Origin of the sequence: Bacillus sp. FSL R9-9410, assembly GCF_038050385.1 — a bacterium.
Classification (GTDB): Bacteria; Bacillota; Bacilli; order Bacillales; family Bacillaceae_G; genus Bacillus_A; species Bacillus_A cereus_U.
In genome coordinates this window covers 421,716-439,346 of sequence record NZ_JBBOTV010000002.1, presented here as the reverse complement: position 1 = coordinate 439,346, position 17,631 = coordinate 421,716, and the positions used below count along the sequence as shown (strand labels likewise).

Here is a 17,631-nt window from a genome sequence, read left to right as displayed (position 1 = left end):
ATGAATGCACGTAAGCAATTATGGATAGCAGTTATATGTATGACCTTTGTTGTAATTCTAGGGACGCTAGGATTTATGACAATTGAAGAGATTAGCTTGTTTCAAGCATTTTGGATGACGATGATTACTGTATTAACGGTTGGGTATTGCGAATCCGTTAACAGTTCATTATATTGATACAGTATTGTATGGAATAGAACAATCCTTTGTAATTGAAGAAATTAAAGTAGGTAAAGATTCTACCTTAGCTAGTAAATCGTTATTAGAGAGTAATGTGAGGAATCAATTTGATGTAACGATTTTAGCGATTTTAAGGGATGGGGATATTATCCATAATCCAACGGGGCAGGAAAAACTACAAGAACATGATATGATAATAGTATTTGGTTCGGTGGAGAAACTGGGGCAATTTGAGAAAGAACTACAAAGTAAGAGGTGACAAGGAATGCAAGTATCTAGTGATAAGATTTTAAATAAAATGGCGAATGAAATTGCAAAGGCAAAAAGTAGTGAAGGACAACAATCAAAAGAACACTTATTAGTTGTACGTGCTTTATGTGATTTATTATTGGATGAACAAGTGGAGCTTTCTACGTATAGAGAACCACAAGTTCAAACACAAGTAATTGGGTCTCAGCCTATGACGACAGTTCAACCAGTTATGCCGGTTTCTGGAGAAAAAGTATATATAAAAGAAAAGGATGCAAACGGTAAATCTTTATTTGACTTTTAAAAGTAAAATCGTTTGGCTTATATGTAAAAATTGCTTATGATAAAGGTAAAAAAGGGGAATTAAGATGAAAATTTTCTTTTTACTAGGTTGTATTGCGGCAGGACTATCTGTTGCATTAGGGGCTTTTGGAGCACATGGTTTAGAAAATAAAATTTCTGCAAAAATGTTAGAAGTGTGGAAGACGGGCGTTACATATCAAATGTTTCATGCAGGTGGCTTATTCGTAGTTGCTCTATTAATGGATAAAATGCAATCATCACTTTTAAGCACTGCGGGTTGGCTTATGGTAGCTGGGATTATTATGTTCTCAGGCAGTCTTTATGCATTAAGTACAACAGGTATTAAATTCTTTGGCCCAATTACACCCCTTGGTGGTGTAGCATTTATTGTGGCGTGGATTTTAGTCGGAACTGCAGTTGTAAAAGGGTTATAAAAAAACAAAAGCTGGCATTTGCCAGCTTTTGTTTATGGTCTTGGAGCATAAGTTGCTTGTTGACTAGGTAAATACGTAATTTCTCCTGGGAATTCTACATAATCTAAGTAAATCATTAGTAGTAAATAACGCTTTCCAGATTTCGGTTCACTAATAACGATATGATCACGGCCAGCTGCCTCGATAATCCCTGTATAAGATTGTGTACCAAGCGAGCTACCACGTTCATAAGTCATTACAACTGTAGCTGGCTTACCTTTGTTTAAACGAAGGATATTTTCGATATACGATTGCTCTAGTGGTAACATCCCTTGAGAAACTGCAAGTTGAGCTTGAGCAGCTTGTTGTTGCATCGCTTGCTGTTGTTGTTGCTGTTGCTGCTGTTGTGGGGTCATTTGTTGCGGTTGCACATAAGTTCCAGATGGTTGATAAAAACCTGTTCCGTAGTACGGGTTTTGTTGCTGTGTCATTCAAAAATCCCTCCTCATTTTCATTCCTTAATATACGCCTGGACAATCTCCACCAGATGGTTGGAAGAAGCAGTGTTTTTTAAAGCGACCAGAATTTTGTTGGTCATACCAAGTTGGCGGGCAAGGACCTTCAGGTCTAAAGAACCATAAGGCGAAGTTGGCGGGCCAAAAACGTTGTCCCTGAATTGTCCGGCGGGCTAAGGCAATATCTTGTTCTCTCGCTCGTTGATAAAAATACCCTTTTTGAGTTGCTTCAAAACCACCAGGATTTTGATAAACCATTTGACGTAAATTACGTATTTTTTTGAAATCTAAACAATTTCCGCGGACACGATTTACCCCAACGTTTCCGACCATTAACATCCCTTGTTGGCCTTCTCCTTCGGCTTCAGCGCGCATCAGTCTAGCTAATAACTTAACATCTTCTTCGTTATACGCGATAACACCCATTATGTGTCACCTCTCTTTTTGGAATGCCTTGTAGAAAGAGGTTCATTTCTAGATGAAGTGTGGAACAATTACTAGTTCATACGTATGAGAAAAAGGACGCAGATATGACAACCAAACGAAGTTTTACATCTAGAGGGGAAAATAAAAAAAGCTAGCGTGAGCTAGCTTTTCATCATTAAAATACTTTAGACCATAAGTTTGAGAAGAAATCGCCAATTGAACGCATTGTTAATACGAACCAATTTGCTTTTTCTACTACTTCAGTCGTTTTTGCAGTAACTTTTATACTTTTATTTCCGTCTAAGAAACCATATTTATCAGTTGGTTCTAAAACGATTGAACCTACTTTTGCATCTTTCTTAATAGGAGCAACTAAATGCCCATCTTCAGCAAGTGATTTATCTGCTTCAGTAGAAATTTTGTAAGGTGATTTGCTACCTTTTGCAGTAACTACTGTCACTTCTTTTTCTGGTGCAACTGTTACGTAGTCTTCTTTTCCTTTTACTACAGAAATTTTGTTGTTTTTATCTACTTTTAATTTCTGTTTTTCGAAGTTATTAAATCCATACTCAATTAATGCGCGAGATTCTGTGAAACGTTCGTCCATTGATTTCGTTTTAATAATAACAGAAATAAGACGTAAATCACCGCGTTTTGCTGTAATAGTGAATCCATATCCAGCAGTATCAGAGCTTCCTGTTTTTAAACCATCTGCTCCTTCATAAGAGAAAGCAGCACCTGGTAACATCCAGTTCCAATTTTCCATACGAATTGGTTTCGGGTGATTATCTGGGAAGTTTCTAAATCTTTGTTTTGTATCCTCTAGCATTTCTGGATACTTTGTAATAACTGTTTTTGAAAGAATCCCCATATCGCGAGCTGACATGGAGTTTTCTCCATTCGGATCAGTTCCTTCAGGATATTTTCCTTTTAAATCAGCGTTGTTTAACCCTGTAGCGTTTACAAATTTATATTTCTTTAACCCTAGTTTTTTCGCATGTTCATTTGCAAGATTTAAGAAGTTCTTTTCACTTCCTGCAAGTAATTCTGCTAAAGCAATACTAGATCCATTCGCAGAGAAGATAACGATAGAATGATATAATTCTCTTACAGTATACTGGCGTCCCTTTTCGAACGGTACGTTAGAGAATTCATTGTTACGTGAAACTTCATAAGCGTAATCAGAAATGTTTACTTTCGTATCCCAAGTGATTTTTCCTTCTTTAATTGCTTCTAATACGGCATAAACAACAATTAATTTTGACATACTAGCGATAGCTAGTAATTCATCTGGATTTTGTTCATGCAGTATTTTTCCTGTATCTGCATCAAATAGAAGTGCAGCAGCTGCCTCTATATGTATTTTTTCTTCCGCATGGGATGTTGTTACTCCTAAGGAAGAAAATGACAATAGAGACACTAGTAAAATAGACAAGATTTTCTTCATATACATTATCACCTTCGCATCGTTATTAGCATATAGCCCGTACCATTTTAGCATAAATTTGGATGTGAAAAGGTTACAATCTTACAAGAAATTTGAAAAGAATTTGTCGATTTTTGTTCAAATTTGCAGAGAAAAGAAGTTTTTTGTGGGTAAATATAGAGGATAATAAAAAAAGGAACGAAATTCGTTCCTTTTTCATTATTATATGTGTAAAAATTTCTCTACTTTTTCGTCTGGTAAAATGTTCCCAACGAAGAATGTACCGAATTCACCGTAACGAGCACTTACTTCATCGAAGCGCATTTCATATATAAGCTTCTTAAATTGAAGAACATCGTCAGCGAATAATGTTACGCCCCACTCGAAATCGTCGAATCCGACTGATCCTGAAATTACTTGGCGTACTTTCCCTGCATATTGGCGACCGATTTTGCTATGACTGTACATAAGTTTCTTACGTTCATCCATAGGAAGCATATACCAGTTATCATTACCTTGGCGACGCTTGTCCATTGGATAGAAGCAAATATGATTTGCTTTCGGTAACTCAGGATATAAGCGAGCTAAGACTTGTGGGTTTTGGTATGGGTCTTCATCAGCTGGAAGATAGTTGCTTAGTTCAACAACAGATACGTAAGAATATGCAGGAACTAAATATTCAGCTAATGTTGTTTTATTTAATTCTGTTTCGATTTCATTTAACTCTTCCATTGTTGGACGTAAGATCATAAGCATAATATCTGCTTTTTGACCAACAACTGTATACATTGCATGACTGCCTTTTTTTGCAGTAGCTACTTCGTTCCATTTTTCAACGACATTTAAAAATTCAGACACTGCTTGTCCGCGTTCGTCACTAGATAATGTTTTCCATGCTGCCCAATCAATAGAACGTAAATCATGTAAACAATACCAGCCATCTAACGTTGTTGTTGCTTCACTCATTCTATTCACCTCAGTTAATGATATTTTACACGTTAACTATAGCATATATAGGATTAAAAACATCTACATAAAGTTTCGGCGCATAAAACTGTCACATTTATATTTACCGGAAAACGGGAGAAAATAAGGCTTAAGTAGGCATTATTCCTCGGCTGAATTTTATGAAAATATAATCATTTTCATTTTATCTATTTTTTGGGAGCTATAAGTTTAAAATATAGAGGAAAAGCAGTATTCTTAAAGATAGAGTTTTTTAACATATGTAGGAGGGTTTATTCGTGAGCAACTTATTTACAACAGTAAAAGAAAAAGTTCAAGGAAAAGGCATTTCTATCGTACTTCCTGAAGGAACTGATGAAAGAATTTTAGGCGCTGCAGAGCGTTTAGCAAAAGAAGAGTTAGTAAAACCAATTTTAGTTGGTAATAAAGAAGAAATTAGCGCAAAAGCAGCTAGCATGAACTTAACATTAGCAGGCGTTGATATTTATGACCCAGCTACATACGAAGAAATGGATGCAATGGTAGCATCTTTCGTTGAACGCCGTAAAGGTAAAGCAACAGAAGAAGATGCTCGCAAAATCCTTAAAGACGAAAACTACTTCGGTACAATGCTTGTATACATGGGCAAAGCACAAGGTTTAGTAAGTGGTGCAGCTCACTCTACAGCTGATACAGTTCGTCCAGCACTTCAAATTATTAAAACAAAACCAGGCGTTACAAAAACTTCAGGCGTATTCATCATGGTACGTGAAGAAGAGAAGTATGTATTCGCTGATTGCGCAATTAACATTGCACCAAACAGCCAAGATTTAGCTGAAATTGGTATCGAAAGTGCGAAAACTGCTGAACTATTCGGCATTGACCCACGCGTTGCTATGTTAAGCTTCTCTACAAAAGGTTCTGCGAAATCTCCAGAAACAGAAAAAGTTGTAGAAGCAACTCGCATTGCAAAAGAAATGGCTCCTGAATTAACTTTAGATGGAGAATTCCAATTCGATGCTGCATTCGTACCATCTGTAGCTGAGAAGAAAGCTCCAGGTTCTACAATTAAAGGTGATGCTAACGTATTCGTATTCCCAAGCTTAGAAGCTGGTAATATCGGCTACAAAATCGCTCAACGCTTAGGTAACTTCGAAGCAGTAGGACCAATCTTACAAGGTTTAAATATGCCTGTAAATGATCTATCTCGTGGATGTAACGAAGAAGAAGTGTACAAGTTAGCTTTAATTACAGCAGCTCAAGCACTTTAATTCTATAATGAATTAATATGAAAAAAGACCACCCTATTTCTTTTGAAATGAGGGTGGTCTTTTTTATTTTTCTAAACCAAGTGCCTTATTATTACGGTCAATAATACGTTGTAAATTCGTCTCATATAAAGGAACTTCATCTACTGTTAGTTGAGATGGTGTTAACTTTGGAGCGAATTGTTGCAACGTTTTTAAAAGGCGCATCATTAAATCTTGCACTGTAATTGTTTCGCCAAGTAATTCAGATAGTGAAGCCATCGTACTCGGCACAATTTCAGGATACGTAAATCGTGTTTCTTCGTCTTGAATTGCTATGTTGTAAAAGTCACGAACGAGTGCGGCACGCTCAGATCCGCTTCCTGTTGCACATAAGTAAATTTGTACAGCAACGCCTCCGCGAATACGACGCTGAGAAATACCAGCAAATTTTTGATCGCGAATGCTCAAATCATAGCTACCAGGACAATAAGAACCAACAATTTCTTTTGCCTCGATAGTAACATCGTAATCTTTTAACATTTCCTTAATTAAATGCCACATCGTATCGTATCCAAGATCGATGTCGATACCTTTTTCTGTTTCTTGGAATAAAAGTGATACGTTTAAAACACCTTCATCAAGTACGACCGCAAGTCCACCGGAATTACGAACGATAACATTAAAGTTGTTTTCTTTTAAAAAGGAAATACCTTCTTCTAAATGTGGTAGGCGTGAATCTTGAATGCCAAGAACAATTGTATTGTGATGAACCCAAGAGCGCATTGTTGCAGCGGATAGACCATTTCCAATACTTGTGCATAACGTGTCATCCATTGCGAATGACTGCAGTGCATGGAATGTTGGTCCTAAACTAGACTGGTCCACAATACGCCACTCTGGCTGAGATAAAATCGAACGGGAATTGCTCATATAACTAACCCCTTATTTATAAAATGACAACCTCTATTATAGCAAAAAATGAAGAAAGGGGTTTTCTCGGATATAAAGTGAAACTTTAATCAGTGGGGGTTTTGTTCATCCCCCACTGATTATTAGCCCTCACCAATCGGGCGTTTACGGGCAGCAGGGCTCCCACCTAACTTCTTTGCTCCAGCTGAATTTTGAGGTGGGAGTTTTACTGACCGCAAATAGTGGGATAGAGGGGGATTTTGAAGTGAAAGAATAAAAAGGATGCATTGCATGCATCCTTTTTATTCTGCAATTTTTTCTAAGTTACCGTTTCGATCCATGCGGAAAGATGTTTGTGAGCGTTCCTCATCATCCATTACTGCTAATTTACGAGCACGGTTCATAATATTCATAAGTGTTTCGTAATCCTCTTGTACAGTATGAGATTGTTGTTCTAATTTTTCTAGTTTCCTTTCTAGTTCTTCATTTCGCAAGATTTGCGCTTTAATTTCTTGTTTCAATCTCGTATTCTCGTTTTCAAGAGCTGTTACTTTTATATTTGAAGATCCAACTGTTTGTAAAAAGTAAATAACATCTTGCATTGTTATTGAGCTTTTTGGAGCAGGGACAGTCGGCTCTTGATATGGAATAGCTTCTGTATATTGAACAGCTGTTTCATACGGTACGTGTTCTTCATAATCAGTTATCGCTTCTGAAGCTGGTGGTGTATAAAGCAAACGTTTTTTTGCCTGTTCACCGCCCACAGCACGCATTTTATCTTTACGATGTTTTTTTGCTAGTTGAAGAGCTTGTTCATAGCTATAGCGAACAACAGCATTCCAGCGAAAACCACAAGCAGCAGATGTGCGATTTAACTGATCTCCTACTTCTTCAAAAGCATTTAATTGGGTACTTCCTTCTCGAACATGGCGAAGCACCGTTTCAGCAAGTAATAAATCGTCCTCGTCTGTCCAAGCATCTTGTCTTACTTTCATAGATTCAACTCCCTTTCTTTTTATGAACTTCCTATTTTTATAATGGGCAAAAAAATGAGCTTTTATACAAAGCTTTTAAAAATATGGTAGATTTCAATGAAGAGAAGAAATATGGCTATGAATGATGAAAGCTTTTGAAGGAGAAAATATAAAAAATAGGTAGCCTTATATAGGAATAGAGCTACGCCCGGAGACTTGCAACAAGCTTCAAAGAGCGGTAAAATACCATTTAGTGTTTATTTTTAAATGTACTTGTGAAAAGTTAAAATTGAGGAAGTGTTATATATAATGGGAAACGAATTTCGTGTGTGCGATGATTGTCAGGCGACGAACGTTAAAACGCTGATTCCGAAGTTAAAAAAAGTAGATTCATGTGCAACGATTGAAGTTGGATGTCAGTCTTACTGCGGTCCTGGTCGTAAAAAATCATTCGCATTTGTAAATAATCGTCCAGTTGCAGCTCCAACGGAAGATGAATTAATTACAAAAATTGAAGTAAAGTTAAATAAGTAAGAAAAAGAAGAGTGAACAGATTACTCTTCTTTTTTTATGCCCATAAGATAGCGCTTTGTATGAATTCGTATTTCAAAATAATGGTTGACAGCCTTTTGGGGCGCTAGGTAGAATAGAAAGTGTGATTCTGAGAATCATTATCACGAAAAAATCAATTCACCTATTTTTTTTATTGTTATTTGAGAATAAATTTCATTTTATTAAATATATGTTGTTGGTTAGGATGGTTGAGGGATGGAAGCGAGCGCAAGGAGTATAGAACAGCAAGATGTGAATGTTAAAGAGATTAAGAGCAGACCGCTCGTTGCTTCTATTATTTTAATAGCAGGCACAATTTTGTTAGCTTTAAGCATGGCAGTTTCTATTTCGTTTGGTGCAGCAGATATTAGTTTAAAGACCGTTTGGCAAGCTGTATTTCAGTTTGATGGGTCTATAACGCATCATAACGTAATTCAAGAACTTCGCATGCCTAGAGCAATAGGGGGCGTAGTTGCAGGTGCCTTTTTAGCGGTATCAGGAGCAATTATGCAAGGTATGACACGAAATCCACTTGCATCCCCATCGTTAATGGGGATTACAGATGGTGCTGTATTCGGGATTGCAATTATGTATGCATTCTTCCCTAATTCACCTTATTTAATGTTTGTTATCGCATCTTTTATTGGAGCTGCGTTTGGAGCGAGCATTGTATATGGTATTGGGTCTTCTTCACCAGGTGGATTAACGCCTGTGAAATTAGCTTTAGCTGGTGCAGCAATTAGTGCGTTATTAGGGGCCATTTCATCTGGAATTGCATTGTACTTCAACCTTGCCCAAGAGGTGAGCATGTGGAATGCAGGCGGCGTTGCTGGAGTGAAATGGGAAAGCATCAATATGCTAGTGCCGATCGGTCTTGTTTGTCTCGTAATAGCGATTATGATGTCGAGATATATTACCATTTTAAGCTTTGGTGAAGAAATTGCGATTGGACTTGGTCAAAATACGACATTAATTAAATTTATCGGAACAGTACTTGTTCTTGTATTAACAGGTTCTGCGGTTTCTATGGCAGGATCAGTTGGATTTGTTGGACTTGTAATTCCGCATATGACTCGTTTCCTTGTAGGCTCAGACTATAGATGGGTTATTCCATGTTCTGCAGTCTTAGGTGGATTGTTAATTGAATGTGCAGATATGTTATCTCGCGTTATTAATCCACCGTTTGAAACGCCAATTGGAGCAATTACAGCGCTAATTGGAGTTCCATTCTTCCTCTACTTAGCACGTAACGAAGGGAGAGGAAAAATGTGAGGACGAGCGTCTTAACAAAAAAGAACGTTTCTATTTTAACGATTTTAGTAGGGTTAATCGTTGCTGTATTTTTAATAAGCTTAAATACAGGAACATTTAAAATACCTCCAATAGATGTATTAAAGTCATTGGTTGGATTAGGTGCAGAAGATCAATCTGTTATTTTATTTGAATTTCGTATGCCACGTATGGTTATAGCTATATTAGTTGGTTCTGCGTTAGCTATGTCAGGTGCAATTTTGCAAGGGTTATCACGAAATCCACTTGCTGATCCAGGTATTATAGGTATTAACGCCGGAGCGGGATTAACAGTTGTTGTATTCGTCTACTTTTTCTTTGGAAAAGTTGGAACAGGTACATTCTTATCTGTATTTATCCTTCCATTTTTCGCACTAATTGGTGCGATATTAGCGGCGGTTATTATTTATTTACTGGCATGGAAAGACGGCGTTTCATCCACTCGATTAATTCTTGTTGGTATCGCTGTTGCAGCCGGATTTGGTGCTGTTAGTTTAATTTTTTCTATGAAGATGACATCTAATGATTTCCGCTTTGCAACAATTTGGTTGGCAGGAAGTTTATGGGGAACAGATTGGAAGTTCGTACTAAGTGTACTCCCATGGATGGTTATTTTCTTACCACTTGCCATTAGTAAAGCGCACATATTAAATGTAATGAATTTAGGCGACTCTACAGCAGTTGGCCTTGGTGTAAACGTAGAAAAAGAAAGACGTAAATTATTATTTATTGCAGTTTGTTTAGCTGGTGCATCTGTTGCTGTTGCGGGCGGAATCGGTTTTATCGGTTTAATGGCTCCGCATTTAGCGAGAAGCCTCGTTGGTGGTAAACATCAAATTATGTTACCAACGGCTGCATTAATAGGGACGTTCTTGCTTTTATTTGCAGATGTAATCTCAAGAAGTGTGTTACCAACTTCAGAAATACCGGTCGGTCTTGTCATTTCTGTAATTGGCGCACCATATTTCATATATTTACTTATGAGGACAAAATAAAGGGAGGCTTTTTGTATGGCAACTTTAGCAGTTGATGCGGTATCTGTTGGCTATAATGAAGGGTTAATTATAGATGGATTAACAGTTGAAATTCCGGAAGGGCAAATTACAACGATTATTGGACCAAATGGTTGTGGGAAATCTACATTATTAAAAACGGCTTCTCGTATTTTGAAAGCAAAACGAGGTACTGTTTATCTTGATGGAAAAGCAATTGAGAAACAGCCAACGAAAGAAATCGCAAAGAAAATGGCGATTTTACCACAAACTGCAGAAGTGCCAACAGGCCTTACTGTGTTTGAACTTGTTTCATATGGACGTTTTCCTCATCAAAAAGGATTTGGAACATTGAAGGAAGAGGATTATCGCTACATTCATTGGGCACTTGAAGTAACTGGGATGACAGAATTCGCAAATCGTCCAGCAGAAGCTTTATCAGGTGGTCAGCGTCAACGTGTATGGATTGCGATGGCTCTTGCACAAGGAACAGATTTACTCGTGTTAGATGAACCAACAACATACTTAGATATGGCTCATCAACTTGAAGTATTAAACTTACTGAAGAAGTTAAACAAAGAAGAAGGCAGAACGATTGTTATGGTTATTCACGATTTAAATCATGCTTCTCGTTTCTCTGATCATATGATTGCATTAAAAGCTGGGAAGTTAATGAAACAAGGAACGCCAGATGAAGTTATGACAAGTGAAACGCTTCGTAACGTATTTGAGATTGAAGCTCAAATCGTTCCATGTCCAGTAAACTGTAAACCAATTTGTTTAACATACGATTTAGCGATGATTAATAATCAATTGCGTAAAAAAGCATAATTAATAGAATTTCCCCCTCTTAAAGAGGTGAGAGGGGGAGTTCTAATGGACGTTGAGCTTCTTACCCACGGATGGGAAGTTGAACGCCCGTTAGAACGGGTTATAAACAACAATTAATAAAAATATATTAATTAAATGTTGTTTTCGTTTCTTATAGTTACATGCAAATTATAAGAGAAATACAGCTAGAAGGAGTCGGAATATGAAGAATTTTAAAATGGCACTATTAGCAATGGTACTAGTTGTTACTTCTGTACTATTTGCAGCTTGTTCTAACAAAGAAGAAGAAAAGAAAGCAGATGCGAAGACTGAAGAGCGCACTGTACAACACGCAAAAGGGGAAATTAAAATCCCTGCAAATCCAAAGAAAATTGCTGACCTTAGTGGTTCAACAGAAGAATTATTAATTTTCGGTATGAAACCGATTATTACTGCAAATACAACACAAGAAAAAATTGATGGACATATCGCAAAGAAATTAGAAGGTGTGAAACCAGTAGGTTCTGCTTGGGGCGATAAAATTAACATCGAAGCAGTGGCTGCTGCAAAACCAGATTTAATTATTGTAAACAATCGTCAAGAAAAGATTTATGATCAATTATCTAAAATTGCACCAACAGTTATGTTAAAAACTCCATTAGACCAATGGCGTCCAAAATTCGAAGAAGTAGGTCAAATCTTCGGTAAAGAGAAAGAAACAAAAGAATGGTTCAAAAAGTATGATGAAAAAGCAAGCAAATTACATGACAAAATCGTTGCTAAAACTGGCGATGCAACATTCATGAAAATGGCTGCATATCCAAATGCATTCCGTGTATACGGTGACTACGGTTACGGTAGCGTAATCTTTGGTGATTTAAAATTACCAGCAGTTAAAGGTACACCAACTGATAAACCGTTAGTACAAATACAAAAAGAAGCTTTAATTGATTACAACCCAGATTACTTATTCGTATTTACAACTGGTGATGGTTCTCAGCGCTTAAAAGAATTCCAAGAAGAATCAATTTGGAAAAATATGAACGCTGTTAAAAATAACCATGTATTTACAATCAGTAATGAAGATGTAAACAAAGGATACTTCCCACTAGGTAAAGAAATGATCCTAGACGAAGTTACTGAGTTCATTTTAGGAAAATAATATATAAAGAAAAATCACTTTTACGTCGGTAAAAGTGATTTTTCTTTATATAACAGGAATTAATATAGTCTTTCATTTCTTTCTGTTTCCTATATCGTTTATAATATATAGTAAGAATGCAGTAAAGAAAGGGGGATGTCGGAAAGTGGTATATTTAAACGACAAACTCAGCGAAACAAAAGTGTTTAAAGACCCAGTACATAAATATGTGCACGTGCGTGATCGCGTTATTTGGGATTTAATCGGAACGAAAGAATTTCAACGCTTGCGCCGTATTAAGCAGCTTGGAACGACATTTTTTACATTTCACGGTGCAGAGCATAGTCGCTTTACTCATTCGTTAGGTGTGTATGAAATTATTCGTCGTATGATTGATGATGTGTTTGATGGCAGACCAAATTGGAATGCTGAAGATAGATTGTTATGTTTATGTGCTTCATTACTTCATGATGTCGGTCACGGCCCATTTTCTCATTCATTTGAAAAAGTATTTTCGTTAGATCATGAGAAATTCACGCAAAAGATTATCGTTGGTGATACGGAAATTAATCGTGTATTAAGCCGTGTGGATAAAGATTTCCCGCAAAAGGTAGCAGATGTAATTGCGAAAACATCTACTAATAAATTAGCGATTAGTATGATTTCAAGCCAAATTGATGCTGATCGTATGGATTATTTATTAAGAGATGCATATTTTACTGGTGTAAAGTATGGGAACTTTGATATGGAACGTATACTGCGTGTCATGCGCCCGTATGGTAATCAAGTTGTCATTAAAAATAGTGGTATGCATGCTGTAGAGCATTATATTATGAGTCGTTATCAAATGTATTGGCAAGTATATTTCCATCCGGTAACACGTAGTGCAGAAGTAATTTTAACGAAGATTTTACACCGAGCTAAATCACTGCATGAGAAGTATTATGCGTTTAAATATCATCCTGTTCATTTCTATTCTTTATTTGAAGAAGAAGTAACAGTAGAGGACTATTTAAAGCTAGACGAGAACGTAATGTATTATTACTTCCAAGTATGGCAAGACGAAGAAGATCCAATTTTAAGGGACTTATGTCGCCGTTTTATGAATCGAAATCTATTTAAATATGTAGAGTTTACAGATAAACACGGTTTAGATAATTGGATGGAATTAAGTAGCTTATTTAAAAAGATTGGACTAGATCCAGAGTATTATTTAGTTGTGGATTCAACATCAGACTTACCGTATGACTTTTACCGCGCAGGAGAAGAAGAAGAGCGTCTACCAATCTTACTCCTTATGCCGAACGGGGAACTTAGGGAGCTTTCGCGCGAATCGGATATTGTTGAGGCGATTACAGGTAAGAAGCGAACAGATCAAAAGCTATTCTATCCACATGATTTAATCTATGAAGATGGAAGAAAAGGAAAATATAAAGAGAGAATTATCGAGTTGTTAGAAGGAAAAAAATAAGAAGCAGCTAAGAGCTGCTTCTTATGAAAAAACTTGAAATTATTTGTCGCTTAAGCGTTTTCCGCCAACTGCATAATGGTTTTTAGACATTTCTTCGATGAAAACAACGATGTTTTCTTCAGGAGCACCAGTTGTTTCGCTTACTGCTGCGGTTACTTTCTCAGCAAGAGCTTTCTTTTGTTCTTCTGTGCGTCCTTCTAGCATTTTCACTGTTACGTATGGCATGTACAATCGCTCCTTTTATGTAAGTTACACTCTTATTATAGCGGATTACGAGGAAGAACAATCGGAAAACAAATAATTTCTTTTTTTGACATATTGAAGAGGAGATGAAGTATGGATCAGTTATTTAGATACCCGTTGCACCAAATTCCATTGGTAGCAATGGCGATTATTATTGCGCTATCTGTGCATGAATTTGCACATGCGTATGTTGCATATAAATTTGGAGACGATACAGCGAAAAAACAAGGACGGTTAACGTTATCACCGATGGCTCATTTAGATCCTATCGGGATGATTGCTGTATTGATTCTTGGATTCGGTTGGGCAAGACCAGTGCCTGTTAATCCGTATAACTTTAAAAGACCGCGTCTTGCGGGAATATTAGTTTCTATTGCGGGACCGATAAGTAATCTTATTTTAAGTGCAATTGGTTTAATTATTTGGTATAGCTTAATAACATTTGGAGCGTTAGATGCGATGCCACCTGCAGTAGCAGATACGCTGGATCAATTCTTCCAAATTTTTATTATGCTTAATATTGTTTTACTTGTATTTAACTTATTACCAATCCCGCCACTTGATGGTTATCGCGTTGTGGAAGATTTAGCACCAGCAAATATTCGTGCGAAAATGACACAGTATGAAAAATATGGAGCAATTGCGTTATTAATTCTTGTTATTACACCGCTTAGCAATTACACAATTCAGCCTATTTTTAATGTTGTTATTCCATATGTATTAGTATTTTTACAAAGTATCATTGTGCCTATTTTCGGGCTTTTATAATCATTAAGCGAGGAGGAGTTTACATATGACAGAGAAAAAGAAAAAAATCGGTTTTAATATTGTAAAGAACGACTCAACAGATGGACATGGTGGGTTTGGTGTTGGATCATTAAGTTTAGAAAATATTTCTCCTGTATTTGTTGATGTATTAGAGAAAACTGCGTTCGTTGATATCGGTGCGATGCATGCGCGTAGTACAGTAGAAAAAGGAATTAAGTTTTTAACAAATAAAGATGAAGTTCCGAATGGAAAACCGTTTTGGCTCGTTTGGGTAACAATTGAAAGAACACCAAACGGTGCTTATTACGCAGGTGCAACAGCTTGTGAAATGACTGTTGACCGTGAAATTCGCCGCGGATATAAATCACTTCCAGAGCATGTAAATAAAATGGATAAATCACTAAAGCGTTACATCATGATTGATCATATGGATGAATCATCTAAAAAAGTACTTGGTACATTCTTAAAAGAGCATAATGAAGCAATTTGGAACGAATCTAGTGAAGAATTGCGCCACGCATTATTAGGTGAATAAAAGAAAAGGATGTCTCATTGGTCGATTTTTGACTAGTGAGACATCCTTTTTATTTTGTGAATAGGACTATGGGATATGAAAATATATCAGCGATTTTTAGAATATATTTAACGTAACTTGAAATATATCAACGATTCAACAAGGAATATCGATTTACCGAAAAAGAATGACAATAGCCTTTTTTTTTACCACGGGAGATATTTTTTCCACCAACCCGTCTTTTTCTTTTCTTCACTAACCTTTTCGAACTCTTCCTTACCATCAACGTGATCCATACAGTACTCTGTTGGCTCTGTACCTTTTGCGAAATACATTTTCACAGAAATGGGACAATTTTTTGTAGCGATCTTACCGTTTTCAGGGTTAACGTCAACAGCAACAACATCTGTTGGTTGTTTAAACTCTTTTTTAGGCTGTCCATCTAATCCTTTTTCCATCGTATCGGTCCATATTTTTTTCGCGTATCCTTGTTCTGCTACGTTTGAAATGGATTTGGGTTGATCGTATCCAATCCAAACCCCTGTTACAAGTTGCGGGGTAAATCCAATCATCCAACTATCAGTTTCTGTAGAACCAGATTTCCCGGCATATGTTCTTGATAGTTTTGATAACATCGATTGACCGGTCACAGCGGCATAACTGCTTAGTTTTTTATTAAACATACCTGTCATCATTTCTTCCATCACAAAAGCTTTGCTTTTATCTAGAACTTGTTTACTTTCTAAATGAGCGTCGTATAGCATATTTCCTTCATGATCAACGATGCGCCTTATAAAGATTGGTTTTACTTCTTTTCCGCCGTTTGCAAACATGCTATAAGCATTGACCATTTCAATTGGCTTTACAGGAGATGTGCCGAGAGCGAGAGACGGAACATCTTTTAATGCGCTAGTGATGCCGAATTGCTTCGCTGTTTTTGTAAGAATGTCTTCACCTAAAAATAAATTCGTCTTCACAGCATATACGTTATCAGAAACAGCGAGTGCTTGTGCCATTGTCACGAAATCGTCAGCATAATAGTTTTTATAGTTTTTTGGTTTATACTTTGAAACACCGTCACCTAAAGTGAATACCGTGTATTCGCTTTTTAAGCGTGTGGCAGGGGTGAATCCTCGTTCTAAGGCTGCATAATATAGGAACGGCTTAAATGTAGAACCGGGCTGACGAGCGGCTTGTGTAGCCCTGTTAAATTGACTCGTATTATAATCAGTTCCACCAACAAGGGCAGCCACTTCACCCGTTTTTGGATTCATAGAGACGAGGGCAGTTTGGATGTTTGTTGTTTCAGGTATATGATTTTTTACAGCTTGCTCTGCTACAGATTGTAATTTAGGGTCTAGCGTTGTATAAATACGCAAGCCACCTCGCTGTAAGGCTTGCTCATCTAATCCGATATCACGAAGAAGAGAAGCTTGTACAGCATCTTGGAAATAAGGTGCAATTTCTGCAACTTTTTTCGTATCCAATGAGGCAAAAGTAAGTGTTTCTTTTTTTGCTGAGGCAGCTTGCTGTTTTGTAATATACCCTTGTTCTACCATTTCATTTAGTATGAGAGATTGACGCCCTTTAGCACGCTCTTCTTTTAAAAAGGGAGAGTAGAAACTAGGTCCTTTCGGAATGCCTGCGAGCATACTAGCTTCTGCTAATGTTAATTCTTTTGCAGTTTTATCGAAATACAGGCGGGAAGCAGCTTCAATTCCGTAAGCACCATGCCCGTAATAAATTGTATTTAAATACCCTTCTAAAATATGATTTTTATTATAGTTCACTTCAAGACGGACGGTATACATTGCTTCTAATAGTTTACGCTTCCACGTTTTATCATGATCTAAGTATAGGTTACGAGCATACTGTTGTGTGATAGTACTAGCACCTTGTACTTTTGCCATTGCTTTTAAATCGGCAACAATAGCACCAGCAATGCGCTTCATATCAAAGCCATGATGTTTGTAGAATCGTTGATCTTCAATAGATAGTGTCGCCCCTTTTACATAAGGAGAAATTTCATCGAGAGATACATTATAGCGTTTTTGCATTTCATTACTTTGTCCTATAACAGTGTCATCATTAGCGTAAAAGACACTCGTTTGCGGAACCGCAACAGGGGGAGGTCCCATAATTTTTGCAGCTACAATGATAATAAAAAAGGAAAAAACGAAAAAAAGAACACATGAAAACATTACGGTGAAGAAAAGACGTTTATATTTTTTAAGTTTTGGATTCATAGTTTGATCCATCT

General features: G+C 36.9%; 19 protein-coding genes and 1 pseudogene. 12 read left to right on the top strand and 8 right to left on the bottom strand.

Features of this window, described 5'->3' with window-relative positions:
- The 3 genes and pseudogenes from MKX77_RS26175 to MKX77_RS26165 all read left to right on the top strand — a co-directional run bounded on the left by MKX77_RS26175 (nt 1) and on the right by MKX77_RS26165 (nt 1,166).
- Nucleotides 1-439: pseudogene (locus MKX77_RS26175) on the top strand (TrkA C-terminal domain-containing protein).
- A gap of 6 nt (nt 440-445) precedes the next feature.
- Nucleotides 446-733 (top strand): YwdI family protein, encoded by a 288-nt coding sequence (locus MKX77_RS26170; protein WP_341308194.1) that lies wholly within the window; start codon nt 446-448, stop codon nt 731-733.
- Between the two features lie 64 nt (nt 734-797).
- The gene (locus MKX77_RS26165) at nt 798-1,166 is read left to right on the top strand and encodes a DUF423 domain-containing protein (RefSeq protein WP_002016371.1); all 369 of its coding nucleotides are present in this window, start codon (nt 798-800) and stop codon (nt 1,164-1,166) included.
- Nucleotides 1,167-1,198: 32 nt separating this feature from the next.
- On the opposite strand, the gene gerQ is transcribed toward MKX77_RS26165, so the two are convergent.
- The 4 genes from gerQ to hemQ form a co-directional block, all read right to left on the bottom strand.
- A complete protein-coding gene (gene gerQ / locus MKX77_RS26160) occupies nt 1,199-1,636 on the bottom strand; it encodes a spore coat protein GerQ (protein WP_002166393.1) in 438 nt (145 codons plus the stop codon).
- 27 nt (nt 1,637-1,663) lie between these two features.
- Nucleotides 1,664-2,086, bottom strand: coding sequence for a cell wall hydrolase CwlJ (gene cwlJ / locus MKX77_RS26155; protein ID WP_000538158.1), 423 nt, complete (start codon nt 2,084-2,086; stop codon nt 1,664-1,666).
- A gap of 175 nt (nt 2,087-2,261) precedes the next feature.
- A complete protein-coding gene (locus MKX77_RS26150) occupies nt 2,262-3,539 on the bottom strand; it encodes a serine hydrolase (protein ID WP_341308193.1) in 1,278 nt (425 codons plus the stop codon).
- Between the two features lie 195 nt (nt 3,540-3,734).
- The gene (gene hemQ, locus MKX77_RS26145) at nt 3,735-4,478 is read right to left on the bottom strand and encodes a hydrogen peroxide-dependent heme synthase (RefSeq protein ID WP_002068598.1); all 744 of its coding nucleotides are present in this window, start codon (nt 4,476-4,478) and stop codon (nt 3,735-3,737) included.
- A 278-nt stretch (nt 4,479-4,756) separates the two neighbouring features.
- On the opposite strand from hemQ, the gene pta reads away from it, so the two are divergent.
- A complete protein-coding gene (pta, locus tag MKX77_RS26140; RefSeq protein ID WP_000067219.1) occupies nt 4,757-5,728 on the top strand; it encodes a phosphate acetyltransferase in 972 nt (323 codons plus the stop codon).
- Nucleotides 5,729-5,791: 63 nt separating this feature from the next.
- Here pta and MKX77_RS26135 read toward each other — a convergent pair whose 3' ends face one another.
- Together MKX77_RS26135 and MKX77_RS26130 are read right to left on the bottom strand one after the other, a co-directional pair.
- A complete protein-coding gene (locus tag MKX77_RS26135; protein WP_215554850.1) occupies nt 5,792-6,637 on the bottom strand; it encodes a lipoate--protein ligase family protein in 846 nt (281 codons plus the stop codon).
- A 281-nt stretch (nt 6,638-6,918) separates the two neighbouring features.
- Entirely contained in the window at nt 6,919-7,611 is a 693-nt protein-coding gene (locus MKX77_RS26130) for an RsfA family transcriptional regulator (protein ID WP_341308192.1), read from the bottom strand.
- Between the two features lie 288 nt (nt 7,612-7,899).
- On the opposite strand from MKX77_RS26130, the gene MKX77_RS26125 reads away from it, so the two are divergent.
- The 6 genes from MKX77_RS26125 (at nt 7,900) to MKX77_RS26100 (ending at nt 13,846) form a co-directional block, all read left to right on the top strand.
- Complete coding sequence (locus MKX77_RS26125; protein ID WP_000526076.1) at nt 7,900-8,124, top strand: DUF1450 domain-containing protein; 225 nt, start codon at nt 7,900-7,902, stop codon at nt 8,122-8,124.
- Nucleotides 8,125-8,358: 234 nt separating this feature from the next.
- Nucleotides 8,359-9,414, top strand: coding sequence for a FecCD family ABC transporter permease (locus tag MKX77_RS26120; protein WP_341308191.1), 1,056 nt, complete (start codon nt 8,359-8,361; stop codon nt 9,412-9,414).
- Entirely contained in the window at nt 9,411-10,427 is a 1,017-nt protein-coding gene (locus MKX77_RS26115) for a FecCD family ABC transporter permease (protein WP_341308190.1), read from the top strand. Before MKX77_RS26120 ends, MKX77_RS26115 begins: the two co-directional genes overlap by 4 nt.
- A 15-nt stretch (nt 10,428-10,442) precedes the next feature.
- Nucleotides 10,443-11,255: an ABC transporter ATP-binding protein gene (locus MKX77_RS26110; RefSeq protein ID WP_000212073.1), complete on the top strand. Its 813-nt coding sequence runs from the start codon at nt 10,443-10,445 to the stop codon at nt 11,253-11,255.
- A gap of 202 nt (nt 11,256-11,457) precedes the next feature.
- Complete coding sequence (locus tag MKX77_RS26105; RefSeq protein WP_341308189.1) at nt 11,458-12,396, top strand: ABC transporter substrate-binding protein; 939 nt, start codon at nt 11,458-11,460, stop codon at nt 12,394-12,396.
- Nucleotides 12,397-12,541: 145 nt separating this feature from the next.
- The gene (locus MKX77_RS26100; protein ID WP_341308188.1) at nt 12,542-13,846 is read left to right on the top strand and encodes an HD domain-containing protein; all 1,305 of its coding nucleotides are present in this window, start codon (nt 12,542-12,544) and stop codon (nt 13,844-13,846) included.
- Nucleotides 13,847-13,885: 39 nt separating this feature from the next.
- Here MKX77_RS26100 and MKX77_RS26095 read toward each other — a convergent pair whose 3' ends face one another.
- Nucleotides 13,886-14,071: a 2-hydroxymuconate tautomerase gene (locus MKX77_RS26095; RefSeq protein WP_001147171.1), complete on the bottom strand. Its 186-nt coding sequence runs from the start codon at nt 14,069-14,071 to the stop codon at nt 13,886-13,888.
- A 111-nt stretch (nt 14,072-14,182) separates the two neighbouring features.
- Between MKX77_RS26095 and MKX77_RS26090 the strand changes: the two genes are divergently transcribed.
- Nucleotides 14,183-14,857, top strand: a complete 675-nt coding sequence (locus MKX77_RS26090; RefSeq protein ID WP_215554844.1) for a site-2 protease family protein — start codon at nt 14,183-14,185, stop codon at nt 14,855-14,857.
- A 25-nt stretch (nt 14,858-14,882) separates the two neighbouring features.
- Nucleotides 14,883-15,392 carry a YwhD family protein gene (locus tag MKX77_RS26085; protein ID WP_215554843.1) on the top strand — a complete coding sequence of 170 codons (510 nt, stop codon included), beginning with the start codon at nt 14,883-14,885 and terminating at the stop codon, nt 15,390-15,392.
- Nucleotides 15,393-15,577: 185 nt separating this feature from the next.
- Here MKX77_RS26085 and MKX77_RS26080 read toward each other — a convergent pair whose 3' ends face one another.
- The gene (locus tag MKX77_RS26080) at nt 15,578-17,629 is read right to left on the bottom strand and encodes a transglycosylase domain-containing protein (protein ID WP_070129243.1); all 2,052 of its coding nucleotides are present in this window, start codon (nt 17,627-17,629) and stop codon (nt 15,578-15,580) included.
- Nucleotides 17,630-17,631: the final 2 nt, after the last annotated feature.